The sequence below is a fragment of the Phascolarctobacterium sp. genome, assembly GCF_030531065.1.
Lineage (GTDB): Bacteria > Bacillota > Negativicutes > Acidaminococcales > Acidaminococcaceae > Phascolarctobacterium_A.
The window spans coordinates 121,581-147,165 of sequence record NZ_JAUNOQ010000006.1 but is presented as its reverse complement, the minus strand read 5'-3'; the positions used below and the strand labels follow the sequence as shown (position 1 = coordinate 147,165).

Sequence of the window (25,585 nt, the reverse complement as noted above, 5' to 3'; positions counted from 1 at the left end):
GCATTGGTTGGTTATTTTAATTTGCACACATTTTTCTGAAGTTTTTAGCTGGCTTTTTACAGATTTTTCCGAAGAAAAGGCTACCTGAAAATCACATTTTTCTAATTACAGCCAGTTTGGCAAAATATTATACCGCTTGCCAATCAATATTCATCTAACAAGAAGCACATATAAAATGGCAAAGTCAAAACAGGTGAATTGCCTTCGGCTCTGCCAATATTGTAATCGCCTAATTTGATGGCTCTGTTCACATGATACTTTTCAGGATGATTCAGTATAGTTTTAGTGCTCTTGATATTGCCGCTTGACGCCTTGACTTCAACAAGCACAGCCTCGCCTTGATAACGCACTACAAAATCTATCTCTAGCCCGGAATCTTTGTGGTAATAATACAGCTTGCGCCCCATTTTAGTAAAAATATCGGCAGCAAGATTTTCAAAAATCGCTCCCTTATACCCCCAAAGATTGCCCTGCAAAACATCGAACTGAGTGCCATCCTCCAGCATAGCAATAAAAAGTCCCGTATCCTGCATATACACCTTAAAGACGTCGTCCACTGCATTGCCAGCCAAAGGCAGCTCCGGAAGCGAAAGATTATAGCATCTTTTGATAATGCCGGCGTCCTCTATCCATTGCAGGCAGCCTGCATACCTGGCAGCCGTAGAACCTTTTTTAATCAACGAATATTGAAATTTCTTATTCTCCTTACTAAGCTGCTTCGGTATGGACTGAAAGCATCCTTTAATCAGCGGTTTATCCTTATTCTCGGCGTATTTGACCATATCGTCTTCATAGGACAATAAAATATTTCGCTGAATCTCCAACACTTTATTCATTTGTTTTGTAGCAAGGAAACTATTAACGGCGTCAGGCATACCGCCTACGACCGCATACTGCAAAAACAAATTTCTTAATCTGTTATGTAAAGCATCGGGCACCGGTTCCTTTTTTGCCAAATAGTTTTGCAACAGCCCGATGATTTGAGGAGTAATACCGTTAGCCCACAAAAATTCTTCAAAATCCAAAGGATACATCTCAATAACCGTTTCATACCCAACCGGCACGGACACGGCATTATCCCTATACCCCTTAACGCCCAGAAGCGAACCTGTTCCTATAACGTCGAAACGTCCGTCCAACTTAAAAAACTTTAAAGCAGTTCGCGCATTCGGACAAACCTGAATTTCATCAAGAATAATTATGGTATCTCCGGGAACAAAAATCGCCTTTTCTCCTAAAACGGCAGACATCATCATCACAAGATTATCTACATTTAAAGAACCGTCGAACACAGAAAGATAATCTTGATTCTCAAAAAAGTTCATATATATTACATGACCGTAATTTTTTTTGGCGAAATCCTCTGCAATAAATGTTTTACCGCATTGCCGACAGCCTTTAATAATTAACGGATTATGATTCTCCGTATTTTTCCATTCCAAAAGCTTCTGCTCTATTTTTCGTTTCAGCATAACTTATCACCCCAACGATAAAATATTACAGTTTAATTATAACCTGCCGCGCAACTTTTTCCAACGACTTTTTGAGAAATTATCAACTTTTTAAAGGGACTTTTTTGCAAATTTGCAACTTTTTCCAACGACTTTTCAGTGAAAGCTCAACTTTCACCCCAACTCGTTTTCGTACAGCTCCCGCAAGAGCTTGATTTCCGCCGCGTAGCCCGGCAGCTCGTTCGGCGTTTCCAAATAAAATGGCAGCTTGCGCAGCGCCGGGTGTGTCATCACCGCCGACAGCGCCGCAAGCCCGATCGTTCCCGCTCCGATGCAGGCGTGACGATAATAATACGGCCTGCGTCCCGGCAAATCCTTTTTATTTTACAAATTCCTCACTAAAAAAATTTGTAGCCCGCTGCAGATAATAGTATACTATATTTAAGTGAATTGCGTTTATCTTTTCTCATTTTGCAGCAAAGCTGTGTTTCGCAAATTGGAGGTATGCATCATGTTCAAAAACCGTAAGGTTGTCATCGTAGGCGCTGGCCATGTAGGTTCCCATGTCGCTTTAGCTCTCATTCAGTCCGGCGAAGCCGACGATATTGTGCTCATCGATATTCTGCCGCAAAAGGCCGCGGCCCAGGCGCTGGATTTGGACGACGGCGTGAGCGGTTCCCTGTCCGGACGCGACGTTATTATCCGCGCCGGCGGTTACGAAGAATTAAACGACGCGGACATTCTCGTCATGGCCTTCGGCCGCAGCCGCCGCCCCGGCGAAACGCGCCTGGATATGTTCGACGATTCCATCAAAATGGCGGACGAGGTAGTTTCCCATCTCAAAACCGTAAATTTCCAAGGTATTATGATCAGTATTTCCAATCCCGCCGACATTATCTGCGAATACATTCGCCGTGAAATGCAATGGAAGCCCCGCCGCTGCTTCTGCACCGGCACCAGCCTGGAAAGTTACCGCCTGCTGCGCGTTTTGAGCGCCGCCACCGGCTACAGCCGCCGCTCCATTCAAGCCTTCTGCATGGGCGAGCACGGCAATTCCAGCTTTATCGTCTGGTCCCGCGTGCGCATCGGCACCAAGCCGTTCCTGCAGCTGCGCGCCGAACGCCTGGACATAGCCGCCATAAGCCTGGCAGACCTGCAGGCGCAGGTAAAAAAGGCCGGCGATATTGAAATCGACGGCAAGGGCTGCACCGAATTTGGCATTGCCAACGCCGCCGTGATGATTATCAGCGCCATCTTCCACGACCAAAAACTGATTTGGCCCTGCTCCACCGCGCTCAACGGCCAATACGGCCAGAAGGACGTAGCCGCAGGCGTACCCTGCGTTATCGGCAAAAACGGTATCGAAGAAATTTTAGAGGTAGCGCTGGCAGACGAAGAACAGGAAAAATTCAACGCCTCCTGCGATATCCTGCGCGGCTTTTTGGAAAGAGCGGCTTCGCTGAAAAAATAAATTTTTATTCCCGCACATAAATTAAGGACTGAACTCTGAAAAATTTTTACAGGGTTCAGTCCTTTTTATATTTTGCGGTTGATGGACGCGCCGCGTTTTACAAATTACGCTCTCAGCTTTGCTTTATAAGCCTCGGCCACCTGAGCGATAACCTGCTTCATGCTGGCGTCCACCTCGGCGTCGGTCAAGGTGCGGTCGGCCGCCTGGTAGGTCAGGTTAAAGGCCATGGATTTGCAGCCAGCCGCTACCTGCTTGCCGGTGTAAATATCAAAAACGCGGACTGTGCGCAGCAGTTCGCCGGCATTGGCGCGGATTACGGCTTCAATTTCCTCGTTGCTTACCTCCAGCGGCACAACGACGGCAATGTCGCGGCTCATAGCGGGATATTTAGGCAGGTACTGGTATTTAGGCACGGCGGCGGCGCTGGCTACCAACGGCTCCACAGCCATTTCCAAAACATAAGTCGTTTGGTCCAGCTCAAAATTTTCCTGCGCCGTCGGGTGTACCTCGCCAAAGGAGCCGATAACCTGACCGTTAAGCACGATATCGCAGCTCTTGCCCGGATGCAGATAAGAAGCGGCGGACCGCGCCAGCGTATAGTCCTGCACCTGCAGGGCTGCCAGCAGGCCTTCGACCAAGCCCTTCATATCGTAAAAATCGACGTTTTCTTTAGCGGCGCACCAATTCAGCGGTTCGCGTCTGCCGCTGATAACGGCGGTCAGCATCGGGCGCTCCTCGGCGTCCTCCGTCAGCGGCAAAGCCTTGGGCAGGAAAATGCGGCCAACCTCGAACAAGGCTACGCTGTCGTTATGGTTGCGCAGGTTGAAGGACGCGGTCTGCAAGGCGCTGGGAATCATGGTGGTGCGCATTACGGAAAAAGCGTCTGTGATGGGATTCAAAAGCTCGATGCAGCTGCGGCGGCTGTCGTCGGCGGGCAGCAGCATTTTATCAAAGGCTGTAGCTTTAATGAAGCTGTAAGTCATCATTTCATTGAGACCGGCAGCAGCCATATAATCCTGCACGGCGTCCTTCACGTCGTCCAAAACGGATTGGCTGCCCTGAGTAATTTTTAACTCCGGCTGGTGGCTTTCAATATAATCATAGCCGTGCATACGGGCGACTTCCTCGCTGATGTCGGCGTCGCATTCAATATCGCGGCGCCAGCTGGGAGCGGTAATAACCAGCTCTTCGCCCTGCTCCTCCACGCCGAAGCCCAGCTTTTGCAATATCGCCACGATTTCCTCACGGCTGATAACGCAGCCGATGCAGCCGTTAATTTTTTCCGGCGTCGTCGTAATTACGGCAGGCTTAACGGGCTCGGGATAATCCTCCACAATACCGCGGAAGGTTTCGCAGGCGCCCATTTGCTCCAGCAGATGCGCCGCGCGATTCAACGCGTTGTGGGTCAGCATCGTATCCACGCCGCGCTCAAAGCGGCCGCTGGCTTCGCTGCGCAAGCCCAGTGCGCGGGACGTACGGCGGATGCTGGGGCCGTGGAAGGACGCCGCCTCTAAAATAACATTCTTCGTAGCGCCAGTTACTTCGGTCAGCAGGCCGCCCATAACGCCGCCCAAGCCCGCGGCTTTTTCGGCGTCGCCAATGGTAATCATGGACGAATTCAAAATTCTTTCCTTATCGTCGAGCGTGATAAGCTTTTCGCCCTCCTCGGCGCGGCGCACAATTAAAGTGCGGCCCGCAACCTTATCGGCGTCGTAAGCGTGCATGGGCTGGCCCAATTCCAGCATTACGTAGTTGGTAACGTCAACCACGTTGCTGATGGGACGCACGCCGCAGGCGCGCAGACGGTTCTGCATCCATTCTGGAGAAGGCGCAATTTTAATATCCTTTAAAACGCGGGTCGAAAAACGGCTGCACAGCTCCGGCGCGTCGATTTTGATATGCACGTAATCGGAAGCCTTCCCTCCTGCGGCCTCCGCCACTTCCATCGCAGGCATCTTCAGCGGGCAGCCGGTGATGGCGCTGATTTCGCGCGCCAAGCCCAAAATGCTGAAGCAGTCGGCGCGGTTGCTGGTCAAATCGATATCGATGACCGTATCGTCCAGGCCTAAAACAGTTTTAATATCCACGCCGATGGGCGTATCCGGCGGCAGAATAAAAATGCCGTTGCGCTGCTCCGGCAGCAGCAGCTTGCTGTCGATGCCTAATTCGTCGGCGCTGCACAGCATACCGAAGGAATCCAGCCCGCGCATTTTCGCTTTTTTCAGCTTCATGCCTTCGGGGTTGCTGCCGCTCGGCGGCAGTACGGCTCCCACCGTAGCCACGGGCACGATATCAAACTGGCGCACGTTCTGCGCGCCCGTCAAAATCTGCACCGGGTCGCCGCCCTGGCCGTAATCCATCATGCACACCCACAGGTGGTCGGAATTGGGATGGCGCGAAATTTCCATAACCTTACCGGTAACAACGCCCTCCAGGCCCTTGCCCAGCTGCTCGACAGTATCCACCTCCAGGCCGACGCGCGTGATTTTGTCGCACAGCTCGGCAGTAGAAATATTTATATCAACATATTGTTTTAACCATTCCAAAGACGCTAACATTTTGCTCCTCCTTATTTAAACTGACCGATAAAGCGTTGGTCGTTTTCAAAGAACAAACGCAGGTCGTCGATACCATATTTCAGCATAGCGATGCGTTCTACGCCCAAACCGAAGGCGAAGCCCGTCATCTTGTCCGGGTCGTAGCCGCTCATGCGCAGCACGTTGGGATGCACCACGCCCGCGCCCAAAATTTCCAGCCAGCCGCTGTCCTTGCACACATGGCAGCCGCCGCGTCCCTGGCAAATCGGGCAGGACACGTCCACTTCTACCGAAGGCTCCGTGAACGGGAAATAGGACGGGCGCAGGCGCACCTTAACGTCCGCGCCAAACATCTGCTTGCAGAACAGCTCCAGCGTGCCCTTCAAATCGGCGAGGCTGATATTTTTGTCGACAACCAGACCCTCTACCTGATGGAACATGGGCGAATGCGTAGCGTCGTAATCGCAGCGGTACACAGTGCCGGGGCAAATCATGCGGATGGGCGTGTTAGGTTCCATGCTTTCCAAAGTACGCGCCTGCACGCCGCTCGTCTGCGTGCGCAGCAAATAATTTTCCGTAATGTAAAACGAATCCTGCATATCAAGAGCCGGATGATCGGGCGGCAGGTTGAGCGCCGTAAAATTATGGTACACGTCTTCAATTTCCGGGCCGTCGCACACGTCGAAGCCCATGCGCATGAAAATCTTTTTAATCTCGCGCAGGGTTAAGGTAACCGGATGCAGATGCCCGGCCTTGAGCTGACGTCCGGGCAGCGTAATGTCCACCTTTTCGTTAGCCAGCTTATCGCTTAACGCTTTCTTTTCCAAAACTTTAGTCCTTGCGTTAATTTCATTTTCCAAAACGCTTTTGATTTCGTTGACGATCTGACCGATCTTAGGGCGCTCTTCGGCAGACAGCTTGCCCATGCCGCGCAGGATTTCGGTCATCGGTCCCTTTTTGCCCAAATATTTAACGCGCAGATTTTTCAGAGCCTCTAAAGAATCCACCGCAGCCAGCTCGGCCAGGGCCTGCTCTTTTAATGCTGATAACTGTTCTTTCATCGTAGCTTCCATGTTTGCCTCCTTAATATTGTCAACAGGTAATACTAAAATTGAATAAAAAGACGCCCCTGCAAAAATTCACAGGGGCGAATTAATTCGCGGTACCACCCATATTTATACCTTCATTGCCGGCCTTAACGCAGCTTCTACGTCCGCCCTACCCAGCCTTGCGGCCTTCAGGCGAAGCATTCCCAAGGGAACTTCAAGCCATGCTCCTGTGCGAAGCTTGCAGCCGACGGCTCCGCTCTCTGAAACGCTTGCAGGACTTTACTTGCTTGTTCATCATGCAGTCAGGGGGATATTCAATTTAAAGCTTATTATAGCATATTCAAAGCGTTACCGCAAGATGCGCGGACGAAAACAAAGCAGGACTGCGCCAGGCCAAACGCTCGCGCAATCCTGTTTTCGCAAAAATTATACCGGCCCCAATTTAATCGCCGTGGCGTAAGTCAAAAAGCAAAAGGCCACAACCCACCACATGCCCAGCAGCGGCAGCACAAAGCGCACCCATTTTTTATAAGGCACGTTCGCCATCGCCAGGTACGACATGGTAGTGCCGGACGCGGGCGTAATGCAGTTGGTAAAAGCGTCGCCGAAGGTAAAGGCAAAAACCGCCGTCTGGCGGGTCAGGCCCACAATATCGGCCAGCGGCGCCATAATCGGCATGGAAATAGCCGCTTGACCGGAGCTGGACGGAACCAAAATATTAAAGCAGTCCTGGATGATGAACATACCGAAGGCAATAATAGAGGATGGGAATACATCCAAAATCCCGGCCAGATAATAAATAATCGTATCCATAACTCTGGCGTCGTCCAAGAGAATGGTTGCGGCTTTACACATCGCCACCGCCAGACACGGCAGCATCATACCCTTGCAGCCGTCCAAAAATGCGTCGCAGATATCGTTGGGCTTGAGCTGGCAAATGAAGCCGGATAAAATGCCCATGATGATGAACAGCGCGGAAATTTCATTCATATAAAAATCATATTTCAGCACGCCGAAAATAATGCCGACAAAGTTCAGCCCCAAAAGCGCCAGACTAATGGCCTGACGGGTGCTCAGCTCCGAGGTATCGTCCAGCTTAATGGTATCGGCCTTCGCCCTGTCGATTTCATAAACAGGACTGCTCTGCGGATTTTTCTTTACCTTATAAGCGTGGTACATCACGAAGCTGATATTCAGCGCCAGCAAAACCGCAAAGATGCCTACGCGATACGGCAAGCCGGAAAAAATCGGCACGCCTGCAATACCCTGCGCCACGCCGACGGAAAAGGGCTGGGTGCAGCCCGCGCCGTAGCCTGCCGCCACCGAGCAGAACAAAATGCCCAAGGCCGTCAAGGAATCAAAGCCCAGCGCCAAAGCCACGCTCACCACCAGCGGCGTAAAGGCCAGATATTCCTCGTTACAGCCCGCCAAAGTGGAAAAGGTTGCCAGCGTCGTCATCAGTACGGGAATCAGCAAAATGCTATGATTGCGCATTTTCTTAACCAAACTGCTGAGTCCCGCCACAATAGCGCCCGTGCGGGCCAAAATATTCAAAGAACCGCCGACCATGAACAAAAAGGCGATAATGCTGATGCCGCCCTTGAAGCCCTTATTAACCGCCGTAAAGAAATCCATAAAGCCCGTGGGCTTTTGCGCTACATAATGGAAGGTGGCCGGGTCGACGACCATCTTGCCCGTATGCACATCCTTAACGCGGTCGTACACGCCCGCCGGAATTACATAGCTGGCCAGCGCGCACAAAGTAATAACGCAAACTAAAATAATTATGGGACTGGGAGCCTTAAAGGCTTTAACTTTATCCTTCGCCATCTATCATCTCTCCTAAATCATTCTGCATATTTTTCTGCGTAGGTCTGTATCTCCATAATGCAAGCCGCCGCAATTATCCAACGCCGGAAGAAGCTTTCCACCGAAGCGCATTCCTCCTTGGTATGAGCGCCGCTGCCCTGCCCGCCCATGGAGCAAACCGTAGGCACGCCCACGCCGCTAAAATAAGCCGCGTCTGACATGCCGCCGACATAAACAGGCTCCGAGGCCGGATAGCCGTACTTCACAGCCACGCTGTTAATATAATCCAGCAGCCGGTGATTAGCCGCCGTTTCCTCAAAGGCCGGCATGGGAGCGACAAATTCCACCTCGGTCGACGTGCCCTCGATATAAGTTTCGGCGCACACCTCGCGGATTTTTTGCTGAATATATTCCATGTGCTCCGGCTTTTTATAGCGCACGTCCAGCTCGGCGTAGCAGTAATCGGGAACGGCGTTGGAAACCATGCCGCCCTTAATCACGCCGACGCTGACCGTCAGGCCCTCGTCATAAATAGTTAAATTCTGCAGCAGCGGTAGCTTATGGGACATTTCCACAATAGCGTTGCGGCCCTTTAAATAATCGTTGCCGGCATGAGCGGCCACGCCGCGCACCGTAATGTGGCAGTCCATGCCGCCCTTCCGGCCAACGGTCAGGCAGTTGTCCATGCGCCCGCTTTCCATATTAAAGCAACACAAGCAGCCCTTGGCCTCCTGCATAAGAATTTCATCGGTAATCCCCATCCCATGGCTGATTTCCTCATCGCCTACCAAAATCGCTTTCACGGGACGGTCGCGGAAGCCGAAATGCTTTAAAGCCACCAACAAATAAAAAATCTGCGCCACGCCGTTTTTCATATCCACAACGCCGGGGCCGTAAGCAAAACCATCCTTAATATAGAAGGGGTCTTCGGGATAGCTGCCTGAATGGAAAACCGTATCGCAGTGCCCGGCCAGCAGCAGCGGCTTTTCAGGAACGTCGCTGTTGAGCTCCGCCACCAACGCATAAGGAGCGCCCTTAGTATCGACAAAATGACAATTGATGCCTTCCGCTTCAAAATGCTTTTTCAAAAATTCCATTACGCGGTTTACTCGATCTATTTCCTTCGAGCCAGCCTGCATATTAACCAAATTTTCCCAAAACAGCAGCATTTCATATCTGTTTTGCTCCACAAAAGCGCGCAGTTCGTCAATATCTGCTTTCATAACAGCCTCAGTCCAATCTAAATAATAATCGTTAAAAACACCTTACCAGGGTAATATGTGACAACAATGCGTCTTTTATTGTATAAGACATCTTCCTGATTGTCAACCGAAAGAGTGCAAGCAGACAGCGGTCAGCAATTTTATATTTTTCTTCCCGTAACGAAACGTTACCGGAAATAAAGTTCGCTATTATTGCGCCAGCACTCGGCGCATTATGTATAAAAAGAAAAGGCGCTTATCAGCTTCACCCGCTAAGGTAAATTATAAGCGTCCTTATCTCTATTAAATTACGCCAGCATCACCGCCGCGCTATCAGAGCGCAGCGATTTCCTGCGTAACCCTCAGGTAGGCTTCTACCTCATCCAAATTATGGCAGTGCAGCGGCGATACGCGCACGATGCCTTTTAAGCCGAAGGAATGCAGCATTCTTACAGAATACAGGCTGGTATCCACGCGATCGAATACTACAATGCCGCGTTTTACATATTCTGCCGTTGCCTGCGTCGGCGTCATGTTGTCAAAGCCAATAGCCAGAATCAAATCGCGTCTGCTCAAATCAGGATTATCATTATAAACGGTAACGCCTTTAATATGACGCAGTCCGGGAACCTTATCCGTTCCTTCCAGCATATAATGAAGCAGCGCTCTCTCATGCAGCTCCAATTTAGTCATGCCTTCCACAAATTGTTCTCTGCGGGTTCCTTCCTTATTATCAGCAAAGCTGCATACATAATCAAGAATAGCCGAAACCATAGCGTACTGGGCAGGCGCATCCGAGCCAAGGCCCCAATAATTTTCCGGCTTTTGAGTCAGGCGGGCATGGGGCAGCACCGCAAGACGATCGGACAGCCAGGCGGCGCCAAAGCCGCGAACACCGAAGAATTTATAAGGAGCGAAGTTAATGCCGTCAATATCCAGCTCGGATAAATCCATTACTGCATGAGGCGCATGCTGCACGGCATCGACGGTGATATAAATATCAGGCTTAATGCTTCTGGCTTTTTTGACGATAGCCGGAATATCCATAATCGCGCCGGAAATATTAGACGCATACATAACGTTCAACAGGCAGGTATTTTCATCAATCAAATCACAGATGGCGTCCACCTCACAGCCGCCTGTCAGCATATCCGAAGGAGCGACACGCAGCTCCTTGCCGGTTTTTGCCGCAAAGCTTTCCGAAGAATCGTAGGAAGAAGGATGCTCCAGTACAGTGGTAACGACATTAGTGCCGGGAATATTTTCTACTACAGCTTCTACCATAGCAAACATCAGCTGGGAAGCAGTCAGTCCGGTAGCAATGCTGCCGCCCTTTACGTTAAAAATCACGCGAATATCGTCTTCAGCCTTATGCACAAGATTTTTCAGCTGCACTGCCAGCTCATGCTTTCTACCGTCGCAATCCGGAATCATATCCAGCTGGTGGAAGCAATCCGCAGCAGCCTTCAAGCGCAGAGAGCCGCCGGCATTCTCAAAGAAAATTCTGGGAGTCCCATCAGGATTTTTATCCAAAAGATAGAAGGAGCTTCTTGCTTTCGCCAAATCTTCTGCACTTAATAATTTACCAAATTTCATTGTAAAACCTCCGTTTCAACAAATACATAACTATTTTATTGCTCAGCTAACTCCTGGTCAACCATGGACGCATCCCAAATTTTTTCGTTTTTCGCAACCAGCAAAGTACCTAAAACGTCGCCGGACACATTTACGGTAGTATGGCTCATATCGATAAGTCTGTACATACCGGCAATAGGTCCCATCATATCCATGGGCAAACCCATCAGGTTCAGGAAAATAGCGCCGGTAACGATACCGCCGCCGGGAATACCGGGCGCGGCAATGGACATAATCGTGGAAATAGTAATAATCATAACCGTTTGCGACCAGGTCATGTCCAGGCCATAAATTTCAGCTACAAAAAACGCCAGTATAGTTTTATAAAGCGCTGCGCCAGTAAGATTAATCGTAGCGCCCAGCGGCACCGAGAAGGAGGCGATGGACATGGGAACATTCAGCTTATTAGTTACGCAGTCCAGAGTAATGGGAATAGTGCCGGCGCTGGAATTGGTAGCGATGGTATTGATCCAAATAGGAACCATGGATTTGCACATTTTAATATAATCAACTTTAGTATAAAGCCAGGTAATGCCGCTTAAAAGGCCCCAAATCAGCAAGCAGCCTACATAGTCGGTAACTACAAATTTTGCCAAAGCGCCAAATAATTGCGGGCCGTAAACAGCGGTTGTGTTAGCCATCAGCGCAAAAACGCCGATAGGAGAATACAGCATAACGATATCCAGCATTTTGTAAATAATCTGAGCGCAGCTTTCGCAAATTTCTATAACCTTTTTACCTTTTTCTCCAATATAAACTATGGAAACGGCAAAAAGCACCGTAAAGAAAATCATCTGCAAAATATCCTGCTTAGCCATGGCATTGATAATATTGGTAGGCACCATGTTAAATAAAAAAGCAGAAAAGGAAATCGCGTTTAAATTTTTAGGATCATAGGCCTTCATGCCGCTGGTATCAAAATTCGCGCCAGGATGGAAAATACTTACTACGCCAATACCAATTACGCATGCCACAATAGTCATAATAACATAAACAGCTACTACCTTGCCGCCAATTCTTTTCAGCTTCTGCACATCGCCGATGGCAGCTATGCCGCTGGTCAGACTAAAAAAGATAACCGGCACAATCAGCATCTTGATCAGGTTCATGAACAGCGTTCCCGCAGGCTTAACCCAAATTGAGAATTCCTTGAACATCAACCCGGCCATAATACCCAAAATGAAGCCAATAGCCACACGATAAGGCAAATACTTTTTGGAAAATAATAAATTGGTCATAACAGTCCCTCCCGTTTCCGCAGACGCAAAAATTTCTGCAATTTTTACAACATAACTGCTTATGAATTGTTGTACTAACAACATTATACGTTTCTAATGCCAGGACTGTCAATAAGTATTTGCAACATGCTGTATTCGTATAGTTGTATTTACAACATACTGTTGCAATCGTTACGATTCACGGTATAATATAGTTAGTTATCCATGAGAGGATGTTTGATAATATGGACTTTGCAGAACGAATTAAAGATAAAGTACTAACGAAAACAGAAAAAATTATTGCCGATTACATACTGGACAATATTAATACCATATGCTTCAGCCCTATCAAGGACGTCGCCATGGCCTGCGGCGTCAGCGATACATCAGTAATAAGATTTCTGCGCGAGCTTGGCTACGAAGGCTACACCGATTTCAAAAAATCTCTCAATGAAAAGCTTTTGGAGCATTACAACGCCAATCTTTCGCCCATGCAAAAATTTAACCAAAGTAAAGCGCGCATTGATACGGGAAGCATTGCCAATGAAGTTTTTTATAATTCCATAACAAATCTAAGCACGGCGCTCACTAATCTTGATGAAAAACTATTGCAGGAAATCGCCGACTGTCTGATTAAATCACGCAAAAAATATATCGCCGCCTTTCGCGGCACCTCCTGCTGCGCCGATTATTTTTGGCGAAAAGCTATTTATTTTCTTCCCGGGCTGATTTTATGCGACAAGGCAGAAAGTGAAACTCTGGAAAAGCTTGTAGAAATAGATAAAGACGACTGCCTGATGCTTTTTTCCTTTCCCCGCTACTCTGAAATTTGCAAAATCATTTTAGAGCTGGCGCAAAAGCGCGGAGCCAAAATCATTCTTTTCACCGACAGAATTACTTCCCCCCTGGCTCCCTTTGCGGATTATTTAGTACCAGTTAATGTAACTGGATTCAGCTTCACTAACTCCTACGTCGTTCCTCTTTGCTATGCCGAAGCTTTGGCCGTTATAATCAGTAAAAAGCTGGAAAACTGCACGGAGGAAAGGCTGGACCTGCTGGAAGAATACATTTATAAAGCTAATTTATATTGATTATGCAGCAAAAAGAACCTGACGAGTAATCATCGCGATAGCTCATCAGGTTCTTTTTCTTACGGTTATAAATTTTTGCCGACGCCTTAACTTTCGTCACCGGCTTAACGTCGCCCCAGGTGCGGCGTTTAGCAGCGTTCAGCTGCTTCTGCTTCTTTTTGGACAGCTTTTCGTAAGCTACAAATGCTTGCATAAACGTCAACCTCCGTCAATAACAATATATAAATTTTATGAAAAGCGCTGATTCAGCGGCAGATATTTTTCTATACTTTACCGCTGCGCCTGAAAACCATTTCTGAAATTACAAATAATAATATCAGCCATTGTCTTGCAGACCACTGCGTACAACTATTATACACTAATTTATTGCAGAACGCCAAATAATAAAATAACCGTCCGTGAAAACACGTAACGGTTGAATTTCTGCTGAGCTTTATGTATTCTTAATTGGTGCCGCGGACCGGAATCGAACCGGTACGGGTATCACTACCCGAGGGATTTTAAGTCCCTTGCGTCTGCCAGTTCCGCCACCGCGGCAGACTAAAAAAGAAATAAAAATGGAGGCGACACCCAGAATCGAACTGGGGATAAAGGTTTTGCAGACCTCTGCCTTACCGCTTGGCTATGTCGCCTTAAAATGGAGCGGAAAACGAGATTCGAACTCGCGACCCCCTCCTTGGCAAGGAGGTGCTCTACCACTGAGCTATTTCCGCAAGATGGTGCCTCAGCACAGAATCGAACTGTGGACACAAGGATTTTCAGTCCTTTGCTCTACCAACTGAGCTACCGAGGCAGAATGGCGACCCGGATGGGACTCGAACCCACGACCTCCGCCGTGACAGGGCGGCATTCTAACCAACTGAACCACCGGGCCAATCAACAGTGATATTATAACGCAAAATAACCTGCGTGTCAATCTTTTTTTAAGCTTTTTCCAAGCTCTGCATCACGTCACGCAAATGAGCTTCCATTAACTCGCTGAGTACGCTCAGCTTGCGTTCATCCGGCACGGAAGCCGGCACGTCGAAAAGCTCCGTCGTCAGCGGCAGATTATTCCGCTTCATTTCGGCAAACAATTCGTTACGGAAAACATTATAGGAAAAATAAACCTGATTGCCCCGCGTAAAATCGGTATAGTCCAGAAAAATGAAAGAGCCGTTAATATAATACAGCGGATTATCGGGCCTGATAAACATTTCGTAATTGCCTATTTTTTGCGGCAGTCCACGCCAATAATCCCACTGCTCGAAGCGCAGCCCCTCCGCTTCATATCCCATGCCATGGGTCTCCTGCCGGTCAATGCTGCTGATCAGCATGGGCAAATGCTCCAGCAGCATCCTGGCGAACCTGTCCCGCTCGCGGCAGAAATATCTTTCGTCGCGAAAGCTGTGCAGTCCAACGGTTTTTACCGGAACATAGTCGAAGGTTTCCGAAGTGTAGGTTATATCCAAACGGCAATGAGCCGCTTCGTTGACATAAGCGGCGATATTCAGGATCTGACCCGCAATGCCGGTTCCCGGCGTCAGCTTATAGTTGCCTATAGCCGCAGGCAGCCGCTGCAGCAAATCCCAATCCTGCAAGCCTGCTTCAATTTCTTTAATGCTTGGTTGAGCCATTTTTGCACCTCACACTACAATAAAGCGCCAATCTTATTAAATATGCGCAGCGCGTTACCGTAAAATACAGCCTCGCACTGCTTATCGGGAATAACATAGCTGATCATGCGCAGATACAGCGGAATATTTACCAAAGGCCAGTCGCTGCCGTACATCACCTTACTGTAATCGCCCATGTAGGCCAGCCAGGTATGCAGCTGCCGCCAAAAGCCCGCCTGCTGCTCCAGCACCGGCAGCAGCTTGGGCTTGCCCTCCAAAAGTCCGGACAAATCGATGCAGACATTGGCGTTTTTCGCCGCCACCTCCGCTGCGTCCACCAACCAGGGGCAGCCGCAATGGGCAATCACAAAGGTCACATCGGGAAAATTTACCGCCGCTTCATCCACCGTCAGCGGATGAGAATATTTCAGCAAGCCGTCGGGCCGCGCCGTATCGCCGGTATGGATAACCACCGGCACATGATAGGCCCGCGCCAGCTCGAACAAAGGCCAATGACGCTTATCGTTGACATAAACCGATTCGTAGCCGGGATAAAGCTTAATGCCCAGGCAATGAGGCTGCCCGATATAATGCTCAAATTCCCTTGCCGTAGCTTCGGCGTTGCCTGCGTCAATCAGCTCGCTTTGCACGCCCATGCAGTAGCCCATATTAGCGGGCTGATTATAATTTTCTTCGTCAAAAGGCGCGGCCAAATCTATCAGACGCGGCGGTATGCCGCCGTAACGCGACGAGGTATACGTAGTATTACCCATCGCCACGGCAAAGGCAATATTATTTTCCTCGCAAATCCGCTGCCAGCAGGCCGCCGTATTTTCATAACCGGCGTTAGCCGCTACCTGCACAAAGCCTTCCTTATTATAGTAATGCATATGCGCATCGATAATTTTCATTTTGCAGCGCCTCTTTTATCTTGCAAATTATTTTTTCTCGTTAATATCCGTAGGCAGAATTACATTCAGCGCCATAGCTACGATAAAGACCACGGCCACGCAGTTTTCGGCAAAGACATTCTTCACCAGATCGGGCGCAATTTTAAAAATCGCCGGAGCCTGCGTAAAGCCGATGCCTATGCTCAAAGCCAGGGAAGCGATAGTAATATTGCGGTTGGAATAGCCGCAGCCCGCTATCATCTGCACGCCGCTGACCACAATGGAGCCGAACATCATCAGGGTACAGCCGCCCAAAACCGATTCCGGCAGCGACGCCAGCAGCACGCCCAGCGCCGGGAACAACCCGGCCAAAATCATAATCACCGCGCCCGTCATAATAGCAAAGCGATTAACTACCCCAGTCATGGCAATCAAACCCACATTCTGGCTGAAAGAAGTAATCGGCATACAGCCGAAGACGGACGACAGGCTGCTGATGAAGCCGTCGCAGGTGATGGAGCCGGACACCTCGCGCTCCGTTACGTTGCGGCGCAGGCCGATAGCCGTCATGGCAGAAGTGTCGCCGATGGTTTCCGTAGCCGATACCAAAAAAATCAGGAAGAAGGCAAAGATAGCGTCAGGATGAAATTCCAAGCTAAAAGGCAGCAGCTGCGGCACGGCAATCAGCTGGGCCGAAGCCAGTCCGCTGAGGTCCACCATACCCATGAAGAAAGCCACCACATAGCCCACTATCAGGCCAAACAGAACGGAAAGCTGCTTGTAAAAGGATTTGGCAAAAATATTAAAGCCGATACAGCTGAACAGCGTAATCGTACCGACGATAATATACTTAGCGTCGCCAAAAGCAGGGTTGCCAAAGCCGCCGCCAAAGGAGTTAGCGCCTACGGCCAGCAGGCTGAAGCCAATGGACGTTACGACAGTCGCCGCCACAATAGGAGGAATGAAGCGCCGCCAGTATTTGGCGAACAGTCCTAAAAAGCCTTCCAGAATGCCGCCGACCAGCACTGCGCCCAGTACGCCGCCATAGCCGTACTTGCTGCCGATAACGCAGGCAATGGATACGAAGGTAAAGCTGATACCCATAACGATGGGCAGGCCGCTGCCCACGCGCCACACGGGATACAGCTGGATAAGCGTACCGATACCGGCAATCAGCATGGCAGACTGCACCAGCGCGCCGCTTTGCTCCACCGGCATTTTGATAACGCCGGCAACAATCAGAATGGGCGCGATATTAGCGACGAACATCGCCAAAATATGCTGCAAACCAAAGGGTATCGCCTTGCCTACGGGCACCTTGCCATCCAGTTCATAAATCGGGTCCAACGCCTTATCCTTTTCTTTATCCATTATTCTTGCTCCTGTCTGAAATGAATAACGCCGCTGGCGGCGTCCATCTTATCGATAATAGCCAGAGAATGCAGATTAAAGCCCATTGCGCGCAGCTTGTCGCCGCCTCCCTGAAAGCCCTTTTCAATAGCCACGCCGATGCCCTCCACCGTGCCGCCTGCCTGGCGCACAATATCAATCAGGCCCTCCAGCGCGCAGCCGTTGGCCAAAAAGTCGTCGATAATCAGCACATGGTCGTTCTTATTCAAAAATCTTTTGGAAACCACCACATCGTTGGTTTTGCTGTGGGTATAGGAATAAATCTGCGTAAAATATACGTCCTTATCCATATTGCTGCCCGTAGTTTTTTTAGCGAAGACCACAGGCACGCCGAAGGACATAGCGGCTACGCAGGCAATGCCGATACCGGACGCCTCGATAGTCAAAATCTTATTGATGGGGCAGTCGGCAAACTGGCGCTTAAATTCCTTGCCCAGCTCGGCGATAAAAGGCACGTCGATCTGATGATTCAAAAAGCTGTCCACCTTAAGCACGTTACCGCTTTTGATAACGCCGTCCTTTAAAATTTTTTCTTCCAGTAATTTCATTATAACCCCTCCGCTTATCACGTTGCGCGATGAAATTTATAAAAATAATTCTATCACAAGCTGCCCGCCCGGTAAAGAAAAATTCCTGTTCCTGTTCAATATATTACACTACAATCTGCACCGTGCTGCCCGTTCCCTGAGCGCCGCGGCTTTTAGCGACAATCAGCTTGCGGTCGATCATCTCCTGCAGCTCCTGCACGTGGGAAATGATGCCTACCAGCCGCCGCCCCTCGCTGAGTCCCTGCAACACGCTGATGGCCTGCTGCAAAGCGTCGCCGTCCAGCGAACCGAAGCCTTCGTCCACAAACATTGCGTCCAGCTGAATACTGCCGGCGCTGGACTGCACCTCGTCCGCCAATCCCAAGGCCAACGCTAGGGAAGCCATAAAGGATTCTCCGCCGGACAAAGTTTTTACGCTGCGGGTTTTGCCGCTGTAATGGTCCTGCACGCAAAGCTCCAGGCCCGTCTTGCTGCGTTTGTTGTCGGCGTCGGCCACCGCCTCCCGCGCCAGCTGGTACTGACCCTTAGTCATGCTCAGCAGCCGCAGATTGGCCTTGCGGATAATGCGATCAAAATAGGTCATCTGGATATAAGTTTCCAAATCCACCTTCTGCTTGCCCGTCAAAGTGCCGTTGACCGTAGCAGCCAGATTGCTCAGCCATTGATACTGCCGCTCGCAGCTGCGCAGCTCGCTCCGGTAGCGCTGCGCCTCGTCGGCAATGCCGCGGTTTTTATCCAGCGCGGCGTACAGCTCGTTAAAGCTGTCCTGCAGCGCCGCCTTTTCCTGCTGCAGCTTCTGTTCCTGCTCTGCCAGCAGCCCGTCCTCGGCGGGAGCTGGCAGCGCCGCCAGCTGCTCGGCCAAGGATTGGGCCCGTCCCTGCTGCTCCAAAAGCTGCCGCTCCTTTTCTGCTTGAGCCTGCTGCGCGGCGGCCAAGGCCTCCGTCTGCCTGCTCTTGGCTTGAACCTTTTCGGCGGCTGCTCTCTCGGTCGCTTTGGCCTTTTCTAATTTCTCCAGCAGCAGCCGCTGCACGGCTTCCGCCTGCTCGCTAAGCGGAGCCTGCGTCAAATTTTGCGGCACGCGCTTGCTTATTAAAATTTGCAGCTGCGCACGGCGTTCCGCAATCTGCCCCTGCGCCTTATCCAGCAAGCCTTTGCGTTCCTCGGCCTGCCGCCGCTGGCCTTCCAAATCCTGCTGATTCCGCAGAAGCTCAGCCTTCTGCCTTTCCTGCCGCTGCAAAAGCTGCTGCAAAGTGGCAAGCTTGTCCTGCAAAGTCGCCTGCTGTTGTAAAATTTTCCGCATTTCCGCGTCCGCCTGAACCGCCAGCTGCTCTGGCTCGCGGCAGTTCAAAAGCTCCACGCCCTTGCTTGCTGCGGCCGCTAAAGCCTTCTCGCATAACAAGCTTTGATTTTTCCCTTGGTCGGCAAGGCTGCGCAAAGCAGCGTGGCCCTCGTTGCGCTGCCGCTCGGCCTGCTGCACCTGTTCGTCGGATGGCACCTCCGCCGCCAACTGCGCCGGTCGGGGATGCTCCGTCGCGCCGCACACCGGGCAGGGGCTGCCTGCCGTCAGATTTTTGGCCAGCAAACCGGCCTGCGCTCCCCAAAACAAGCTGTAAAGCTGCGTGTAATTATCGCTCAGCCGCATAGCAGTCTGCTTTTGGGCAACATATTTTTGCCGCAGCTGCGCCAAATTTTTCCGGCTGTCCTCATAATCCTGAAGCAGATTCTGCAAATTGGCAAATTCCTTACGCCTACCGTCCAGCTGCGCACGTTCTGCCTCCAAACGCGCCAGCTGCACCTCCGCCTGCTGAAATTGCTCCGTCTCCTTCTGCTGCTCCTCCAAACGGCGCTGCATTGCTGCCAAACGCACAGCGTCCTTCTGCACGATGGCCTCCAGCTCCGCCGTCTGCCGCAGGCCTGCGTCCAGCTGCCTGCGCCCGTCCAGCACCGCGTCGTATTCCTGCTGTTTATTCTGCCGCAGACCCTTGGCCTGCTCTGCCGCAACCTCGGCGTCCGCTAAAAGCGCCAGCTCCCGCTGCGCCTGCTCAGCCTGCTGCGCCGCTTCCTGCGCCTGCGGTTCCAGCGCAGCCGCCGCCTGCTCCGCTTCGCTGCAAGCCCTTTGCACGGCGGCGTAATGAGCCGCAGCGTCCTGCGCCTGCCGCACCTTTTGCAGCTCTTGCTCCGTTTGCTGCAAGCTGCGCGATACATTCTCCTGCAAGCTCATGTCCTGAGCAATGATTGCTTCCAAAAGCGTCAGCGCCTGGTCCATACAGCCGTTAAAGCCGCTTGCGCGCCACAGCTCCAGCTGCGCCTGCGCCGCCGCGTTTGCCGCGCCGCAGCGGATACCGTTCAGCGCCTGCGCCGCGCTGCGCTGCAGCTCCTTATATTCCTTGCCCTTATCCAGGGCAGCGCGATTGATTTCCTCCTGCACCCGCTTATAAAACAGCGTATGAAAAAGCTGCCGGAAAATTTTGCTGCGCTCGTCCGTCGCCGTTTCCAAAAGCTTGCGGAACTGCCCCTGAGCAATCATGGCAATCTGCACGAACTGCTCGTAGCTCAGTCCCAAAAGCTCCGTCACTGCCGCCGTCACGTCGTTAACCCGCGTCACCGGCCGCCGCCCGTCGGGATAACGCAGCTCTGCGCCCGCTTTTTCCGTCGTCACGCCCCCGCCGCGTTTGGCAGGCCGTTCGTATTCCGGATTGCGCCGCACCACATACAGCTGCCCGTTATAGCTGAAGGTCAGCTCCACAAAAGTTGGCGTGTCCCTGTCCGCATACTGGCTGCGCAGGCTTTTGGCCTCCCGCAGGCCGCCGCTGGCCGCGCCGTAAAGAGCGAAGGTCAACGCGTCAAACAGCATGGTCTTGCCCGCTCCGGTATCGCCGGTAATCAAATACAGGCCCTGCTCCCCCAGCCTGCTGAAATCTATTTCCGTGCGTCCCGCATAGGGGCCAAAGGCGCTGACGACCAATTTCACAGGTTTCATGCTTCTCCCTCCAATCGCTGCAGCAGCTCTGTTACAAACCGGCGCTGCTCCTGCCCCAGCTCCTGATTATTCTGCAAAGCGTAAAATTCTTCGATAAGCTCCAGGCTGCTTTTCTGTTCCGCCGCTGCGTCCGCCTCCACCTCGCCGCTCTGCTGCGTGCGCTTATTATCATAGCCCAGCTGCAAAAGATTTTTATAAACGGAACGCAGCTTCAGCGCCGCGTCCAGCACATCCTCCTCGTCCGTCAGCGTAATATGGTAAAAATCCAGCAAACGCCCGTCGCTGTCCGCAGGAAAATTTTCATAAAAGCTGCGCCGCATAATTTCATCGTAGCTTCCCCTGATTTTCCGCAGCTCGCGCCAGGGCTTTAACGGCAGCTCGCGTATCTGCACGTCGCCCTTCGCCCCCAGTTCAACTATGGTCGCAGACTTTTGCTGCTGCCATTCCGCAAAGGAATATTTCAGCGGCGTACCGCAGTAGCGAATATTTTTTCCGCCCACATTCTGCGCATTATGAATGTGCCCCAAGGCCACGTAATCAAAAACAGCAAAGACCTCCGCTCCCACATTATCCAGGCCGCCTACGCTGACGGATTCGCTGCCCGCAGTCTGCGCTCCCGTAACGAACTGGTGGGCCGCCAGCACATTGCGCTGGGAAGCGTCCACCTGCAAACGCTCTACCGCCGCCTGCACCGCCTCATGGTAGCTGCTAATCTGCTCCGCCTCCTGCTCGTCCAGGCAATGCCTTACGACGGCGGGCTTTAAAAAGGGCAGCAGATAAATATTGACCGTACCGAAAGCGTCCTGCAAGCTCAGCTTCTGCTCCTGCCCCGTATAGCAGGCGGCCACATGCACGCCGCTGCTCTGCATCAGCCGCGCGCCAAAGGCCAGGCGCTCCGCCGAATCGTGATTGCCGCTGATGACGCAAACTGGCATTTCCAAAGCCGCCAGCTCCGTCAAAAAATCGTCGCACAGCTGCACCGCCTCCGCGGGCGGCACGCCCTTATCGTAAATATCCCCGGCCAGCAGCACGGCGTCCGGCCGTTCGGCAGCAACCATAGCCAGCAGCTGCCGTAAAATATACTTTTGATCCTCCAAAAGCGAAAACTCATTAAGCTTCTTCCCTAAATGCAAGTCGGATAAATGCATCAGCTTCATAGCGGCGCACCTCGTTAATTTCGTATATATGTTTATTATTAATTATAACCCACAACCACAGCCGCCGCAAGCAAAACGCCGCAGGGAAAATGCAGCTATTTACGCACAAAAACAAAGCTCCCCCAAGCTCTGCACAGCAGAAGCTTCAGGGAAGCCTGCGTCGATATTTTTTTATTTCTGCGCCGCGCGTTCCACAGCCTCGACCATGGATTTGACGTAATCGTAAACGTAATGCGGCGCGTCCTTGCCGTATTTTTCTACTAATTTAACGATAGCGCTGCCCACGATAGCGCCGTCGCTCACCTTCGCCATAGCGTTGGCCTGCTCCGGCGTCGCGATGCCGAAGCCCACGGCCACGGGAGTGGACGTAGCCTTGCGTACTTCCTCCACGATAGCGCCGATATCCGTGGTAATCTGATTGCGCACGCCGGTAACGCCCAAGGAGGAAACGATATATACATAGCCCTGCGCGATTTTCGCGATTTTTTGAATGCGGTCCTTAGACGTGGGCGCAATCAAAGGCACGAGCGCCACCTGATGCGGTTCGCTGTAGGGGCGCATTTCCTCGCGCTCCTCGTAGGGAATATCGGGAACGATAACGCCGTCCACGCCCGTTTCTTCGCAGCGGGTAAAGAAACGCTCCGCGCCGTAAGCGTAAATCGGATTTGCGTAAGTCAAAAACACCAGCGGCACCTGAGTTTCGCGGCGCAGCTCCGCTACTAAATCGAAAATTTTATCCGTAGTCGTACCCGCAGCCAAGGCCCGCAGGTCGGCGCGCTGAATCACTTCGCCCTCCGCCACGGGGTCGGAAAAGGGAATGCCAAATTCCACGATGCCGACGCCGGCCTTAACCATCGCCAGCACCAGCTCCTTCGTCGTCGCTAAATCGGGATCGCCCGCCGTAATGAAACCGATAAATAATTTTTTCTTTTCCGCAAACGCTTTCGCAATTCTATTCATATAAATCAACCCCCATGTAACGCGCGATAGCGGCAACGTCCTTGTCGCCGCGGCCGGAAATATTGACCACGATAATTTTATCCTTGGGCAGCGTCGGCGCCAGCTTCATAGCGTAAGCCAAAGCGTGCGCGCTTTCGATAGCCGGAATGATGCCTTCCATTTTCGACAGGTAACTGAAAGCGTCCACCGCTTCCCTGTCCGTAGCCGCAACATATTCGGCGCGGCCGATGTCGTGCAGATAAGCGTGCTCCGGCCCGATGCCGGGATAATCCAGGCCTGCGGAAATAGAATAAACCGGCGCAATCTGACCGTATTTATCCTGCAGGAAATAAGATTTCATGCCGTGGAAAATTCCCAGCGTGCCGTTGGCGATAGTCGCGGCGTTCTTCGGGTTATCCACGCCCAGCCCTGCGGCCTCGACGCCGATTAAGCGCACGTTTTCTTTCTTAATAAAGTCGTAGAACATACCGATGGCGTTCGAGCCGCCGCCCACGCAGGCGATTAAAACGTCCGGCAGGCGTCCCTCTTTTTCCAGCATCTGCGCGCGGATTTCCTCGCCGATAATTTTTTGGAAGTCGCGCACGATTTCAGGATACGGATGCGGCCCCATAACGCTGCCCAGCACATAATAGGTATCCTCCACGCGCTCCGTCCATACGCGCAGCGCTTCGTTTACCGCGTCCTTCAGCGTGCCGGTGCCGCTGGCGACGGGCACAACCTTCGCTCCCAAAAGCTCCATGCGGAACACGTTGAGCTTTTGCCGCTCGCAATCCTCCTTGCCCATATAAACGACGCATTCCATGTTCATCAGCGCCGCGGCGGTCGCGGTCGCCACGCCGTGCTGCCCCGCGCCCGTTTCGGCGATGACGCGCTTTTTGCCCATCTTCTGCGCCAGTAAGATCTGCCCCAGTACGTTATTGATTTTATGCGCGCCGGTGTGGTTCAAATCCTCGCGCTTGAGGTAGATTTTAGCGCCGCCCAGATCCTGCGTCATTTTTTCCGCGTAATATAAAAGCGAGGGCCTGTTGGCGTACTCCCGGTACAAACGCGCCAGCTCGGCTTTAAACTCCGGGTCGTTTTTATATTTTTCATACGCGGCTTCGAGTTCCAAAACCGCGTTCATCAAGGTTTCCGGCATGTACTGCCCGCCGTGGATACCGTATCTTCCTTTGGTCATTTGTAATCTCCCCTTATCTTTTCTATAAACGCCGCGATTTTCTGCGGGTCCTTCACGCCGTCCGTTTCCACGCCGCCGCACACGTCGGCGGCGAAAGCGTCGGCCTCGCTTAATATTTCCAAAACATTGTTCGCGTCCAGCCCGCCCGCTACGAAATAGGGCCGGGCGATTTTTTTATTTTTCAGCCGCACCGCCAGACGCCGCCCCGTGCCGCCGTACTGCCCCTGCGCATAAGCGTCGAAGAGAAAATAATCGACGGGATAATTTTCCAAACCGCGCAGTGATTCTTCATCGCGGACGCGCACCGCTTTCAGCAAAGGCAAGCGCGTCCTACTTTTTAGTTTGCGGCAGTAGTCCGCGTCCTCGTCGCCGTGCAGCTGAATCATATTGATAACTCCGGCAGCCGCCAGCGATAAAATAAAATCCATTTCCGCATTGACGAAAACGCCCACGGCTTTAATCTGCGGCGATAAAATTTTTTTCAGCTCCGCCGCCTGCCGCGCCGTTACGTAACGCTTGCTTGGCGGATAAAAGTTGAAGCCGATAAATTCCGGCAGCAGGCTGTTGACGCATTCAATATCTTCCCTGCGGCTCAGGCCGCAAATTTTTATTTTAATTTTACTCACCGCGCAGCTCCTTAATCAGCGCCGCCGGGTCCGCCGCCCGCATCAACGCTTCGCCAACCAACACCGCCTGCGCGCCCGCCGCTTTGAGCGCCGCCGCGTCGCTTGCGCAGGTCACGCCGCTTTCGGCGACAAAAATTTTATCCTGCGGGATTTTATCGCGCAAGCGCAGACTGTTCAACGGGTTCACGCTGAAATCTTTCAAATTGCGGTTGTTGACGCCGATAATTTCCGCGCCCGCCGCCAGCGCCGCGCCGGTCTCTTCCACAGTGTGCGCTTCCACGAGCGCCGCCATTTTAAGTTCTTGCGCCTGGCATAAATATTCCGCCAGCTGGCTTTCGCTTAGCAGCGAACAAATCAAGAGCACCGCGTCCGCGCCGATATTTTTCGCTTCATATATCTGGTATTCGTCCACGGTGAAGTCCTTGCGCAGAATAGGCAAGCTAACTCTTTGCCGCACCTGCGTCAAATATGCGTCGCTGCCCAAGAAATAGCGCGGCTCCGTCAGGCAGGAAATCGCCGCCGCGCCGCCTTCCTCGTAAAGCTGCGCCTGCGCCAGGTAACGGCTCTCAAAGTCCGGGGCGATTAAGCCCTTGGACGGCGACGCTTTTTTCAGCTCGGCGATGACGCTGAGGCCGGGCGCAGCCAGCGCCGCTTTAAAATCCTTGCCCGCCGGTCTGCCTTCGGCTTCGTCGCGCACGGCGTACAAGCTTTTTTGCTCTTTCAAACGCGCTACGCGCACGCGGGCGTATTCTGCAATTTCGTCCAGTATCGTCATATCGT

The 25,585-nt window shown here is 51.8% G+C and carries 20 protein-coding genes, 5 tRNA genes and 1 pseudogene; 2 read left to right on the top strand and 24 right to left on the bottom strand.

What is annotated here, in order from left to right; genetic code table 11:
- Positions 1-143: 143 nt before the first annotated feature.
- Positions 144-1,472 carry an ATP-binding protein gene (locus Q4E64_RS05895; protein WP_303166821.1) on the bottom strand — a complete coding sequence of 443 codons (1,329 nt, stop codon included), beginning with the start codon at positions 1,470-1,472 and terminating at the stop codon, positions 144-146.
- Between the two features lie 153 nt (positions 1,473-1,625).
- Positions 1,626-1,796: pseudogene (locus Q4E64_RS05890) on the bottom strand (endonuclease IV); the annotation flags it as partial.
- 166 nt (positions 1,797-1,962) lie between these two features.
- On the opposite strand from Q4E64_RS05890, the gene Q4E64_RS05885 reads away from it, so the two are divergent.
- Positions 1,963-2,922, top strand: coding sequence for an L-lactate dehydrogenase (locus Q4E64_RS05885; RefSeq protein WP_303166819.1), 960 nt, complete (start codon positions 1,963-1,965; stop codon positions 2,920-2,922).
- A gap of 104 nt (positions 2,923-3,026) precedes the next feature.
- Here the strand turns inward: Q4E64_RS05885 and pheT are convergent, their stop codons facing one another.
- The 6 genes from pheT to Q4E64_RS05855 all read right to left on the bottom strand — a co-directional run bounded on the left by pheT (position 3,027) and on the right by Q4E64_RS05855 (position 12,392).
- Positions 3,027-5,480: a phenylalanine--tRNA ligase subunit beta gene (pheT, locus tag Q4E64_RS05880; protein ID WP_303166818.1), complete on the bottom strand. Its 2,454-nt coding sequence runs from the start codon at positions 5,478-5,480 to the stop codon at positions 3,027-3,029.
- 11 nt (positions 5,481-5,491) lie between these two features.
- On the bottom strand, positions 5,492-6,520 hold the full coding sequence (pheS, locus tag Q4E64_RS05875; RefSeq protein ID WP_303166831.1) for a phenylalanine--tRNA ligase subunit alpha: 1,029 nt from the start codon (positions 6,518-6,520) through the stop codon (positions 5,492-5,494).
- A gap of 414 nt (positions 6,521-6,934) precedes the next feature.
- On the bottom strand, positions 6,935-8,338 hold the full coding sequence (locus Q4E64_RS05870) for a YfcC family protein (protein WP_303166817.1): 1,404 nt from the start codon (positions 8,336-8,338) through the stop codon (positions 6,935-6,937).
- A 17-nt stretch (positions 8,339-8,355) separates the two neighbouring features.
- Positions 8,356-9,540: a M20 family metallopeptidase gene (locus tag Q4E64_RS05865; RefSeq protein WP_303166816.1), complete on the bottom strand. Its 1,185-nt coding sequence runs from the start codon at positions 9,538-9,540 to the stop codon at positions 8,356-8,358.
- A 312-nt stretch (positions 9,541-9,852) separates the two neighbouring features.
- Complete coding sequence (locus Q4E64_RS05860; protein WP_303166815.1) at positions 9,853-11,115, bottom strand: aminotransferase class V-fold PLP-dependent enzyme; 1,263 nt, start codon at positions 11,113-11,115, stop codon at positions 9,853-9,855.
- A gap of 35 nt (positions 11,116-11,150) precedes the next feature.
- A complete protein-coding gene (locus Q4E64_RS05855; protein WP_303166814.1) occupies positions 11,151-12,392 on the bottom strand; it encodes a dicarboxylate/amino acid:cation symporter in 1,242 nt (413 codons plus the stop codon).
- Positions 12,393-12,616: 224 nt separating this feature from the next.
- Here Q4E64_RS05855 and Q4E64_RS05850 point away from each other — a divergent pair, with 224 nt between their 5' ends.
- Complete coding sequence (locus Q4E64_RS05850) at positions 12,617-13,462, top strand: MurR/RpiR family transcriptional regulator (protein ID WP_303166813.1); 846 nt, start codon at positions 12,617-12,619, stop codon at positions 13,460-13,462.
- Here Q4E64_RS05850 and Q4E64_RS05845 read toward each other — a convergent pair.
- The 16 genes from Q4E64_RS05845 to trpC all read right to left on the bottom strand — a co-directional run bounded on the left by Q4E64_RS05845 (position 13,449) and on the right by trpC (position 25,580).
- Positions 13,449-13,655: a hypothetical protein gene (locus Q4E64_RS05845; RefSeq protein WP_303166812.1), complete on the bottom strand. Its 207-nt coding sequence runs from the start codon at positions 13,653-13,655 to the stop codon at positions 13,449-13,451. The genes Q4E64_RS05850 and Q4E64_RS05845 overlap by 14 nt on opposite strands.
- A gap of 255 nt (positions 13,656-13,910) precedes the next feature.
- Positions 13,911-13,999, bottom strand: a tRNA-Leu gene (locus Q4E64_RS05840).
- Positions 14,000-14,020: 21 nt separating this feature from the next.
- Positions 14,021-14,094 (bottom strand) — tRNA-Cys (locus Q4E64_RS05835).
- A gap of 6 nt (positions 14,095-14,100) precedes the next feature.
- Positions 14,101-14,175, bottom strand: a tRNA-Gly gene (locus tag Q4E64_RS05830).
- Between the two features lie 4 nt (positions 14,176-14,179).
- Positions 14,180-14,255 (bottom strand) — tRNA-Phe (locus Q4E64_RS05825).
- A gap of 4 nt (positions 14,256-14,259) precedes the next feature.
- Positions 14,260-14,336, bottom strand: a tRNA-Asp gene (locus tag Q4E64_RS05820).
- Between the two features lie 49 nt (positions 14,337-14,385).
- Positions 14,386-15,078 carry a hypothetical protein gene (locus Q4E64_RS05815; protein WP_303166811.1) on the bottom strand — a complete coding sequence of 231 codons (693 nt, stop codon included), beginning with the start codon at positions 15,076-15,078 and terminating at the stop codon, positions 14,386-14,388.
- Between the two features lie 14 nt (positions 15,079-15,092).
- Positions 15,093-15,968, bottom strand: coding sequence for an amidohydrolase family protein (locus tag Q4E64_RS05810; protein WP_303166810.1), 876 nt, complete (start codon positions 15,966-15,968; stop codon positions 15,093-15,095).
- Positions 15,969-15,995: 27 nt separating this feature from the next.
- Entirely contained in the window at positions 15,996-17,318 is a 1,323-nt protein-coding gene (locus Q4E64_RS05805) for a uracil-xanthine permease family protein (protein ID WP_303166809.1), read from the bottom strand.
- Entirely contained in the window at positions 17,318-17,905 is a 588-nt protein-coding gene (locus Q4E64_RS05800) for a xanthine phosphoribosyltransferase (protein ID WP_303166808.1), read from the bottom strand. The genes Q4E64_RS05805 and Q4E64_RS05800 overlap by 1 nt, the downstream gene beginning before the upstream one ends.
- Before the next feature lie 103 nt (positions 17,906-18,008).
- Complete coding sequence (locus Q4E64_RS05795) at positions 18,009-20,885, bottom strand: SMC family ATPase (protein WP_303166807.1); 2,877 nt, start codon at positions 20,883-20,885, stop codon at positions 18,009-18,011.
- Positions 20,882-22,042 (bottom strand): exonuclease SbcCD subunit D, encoded by a 1,161-nt coding sequence (locus tag Q4E64_RS05790; protein ID WP_303166806.1) that lies wholly within the window; start codon positions 22,040-22,042, stop codon positions 20,882-20,884. The genes Q4E64_RS05795 and Q4E64_RS05790 overlap by 4 nt, the downstream gene beginning before the upstream one ends.
- Before the next feature lie 171 nt (positions 22,043-22,213).
- Positions 22,214-23,002, bottom strand: coding sequence for a tryptophan synthase subunit alpha (gene trpA / locus Q4E64_RS05785; protein WP_303166805.1), 789 nt, complete (start codon positions 23,000-23,002; stop codon positions 22,214-22,216).
- Positions 22,995-24,179 carry a tryptophan synthase subunit beta gene (gene trpB / locus Q4E64_RS05780; protein ID WP_303166804.1) on the bottom strand — a complete coding sequence of 395 codons (1,185 nt, stop codon included), beginning with the start codon at positions 24,177-24,179 and terminating at the stop codon, positions 22,995-22,997. Before trpB ends, trpA begins: the two co-directional genes overlap by 8 nt.
- Complete coding sequence (locus tag Q4E64_RS05775) at positions 24,176-24,805, bottom strand: phosphoribosylanthranilate isomerase (RefSeq protein ID WP_303166803.1); 630 nt, start codon at positions 24,803-24,805, stop codon at positions 24,176-24,178. The genes trpB and Q4E64_RS05775 overlap by 4 nt, the downstream gene beginning before the upstream one ends.
- Positions 24,798-25,580: an indole-3-glycerol phosphate synthase TrpC gene (gene trpC, locus Q4E64_RS05770; protein ID WP_303166802.1), complete on the bottom strand. Its 783-nt coding sequence runs from the start codon at positions 25,578-25,580 to the stop codon at positions 24,798-24,800. Before trpC ends, Q4E64_RS05775 begins: the two co-directional genes overlap by 8 nt.
- Between the last annotated feature and the right edge of the window lie 5 nt (positions 25,581-25,585).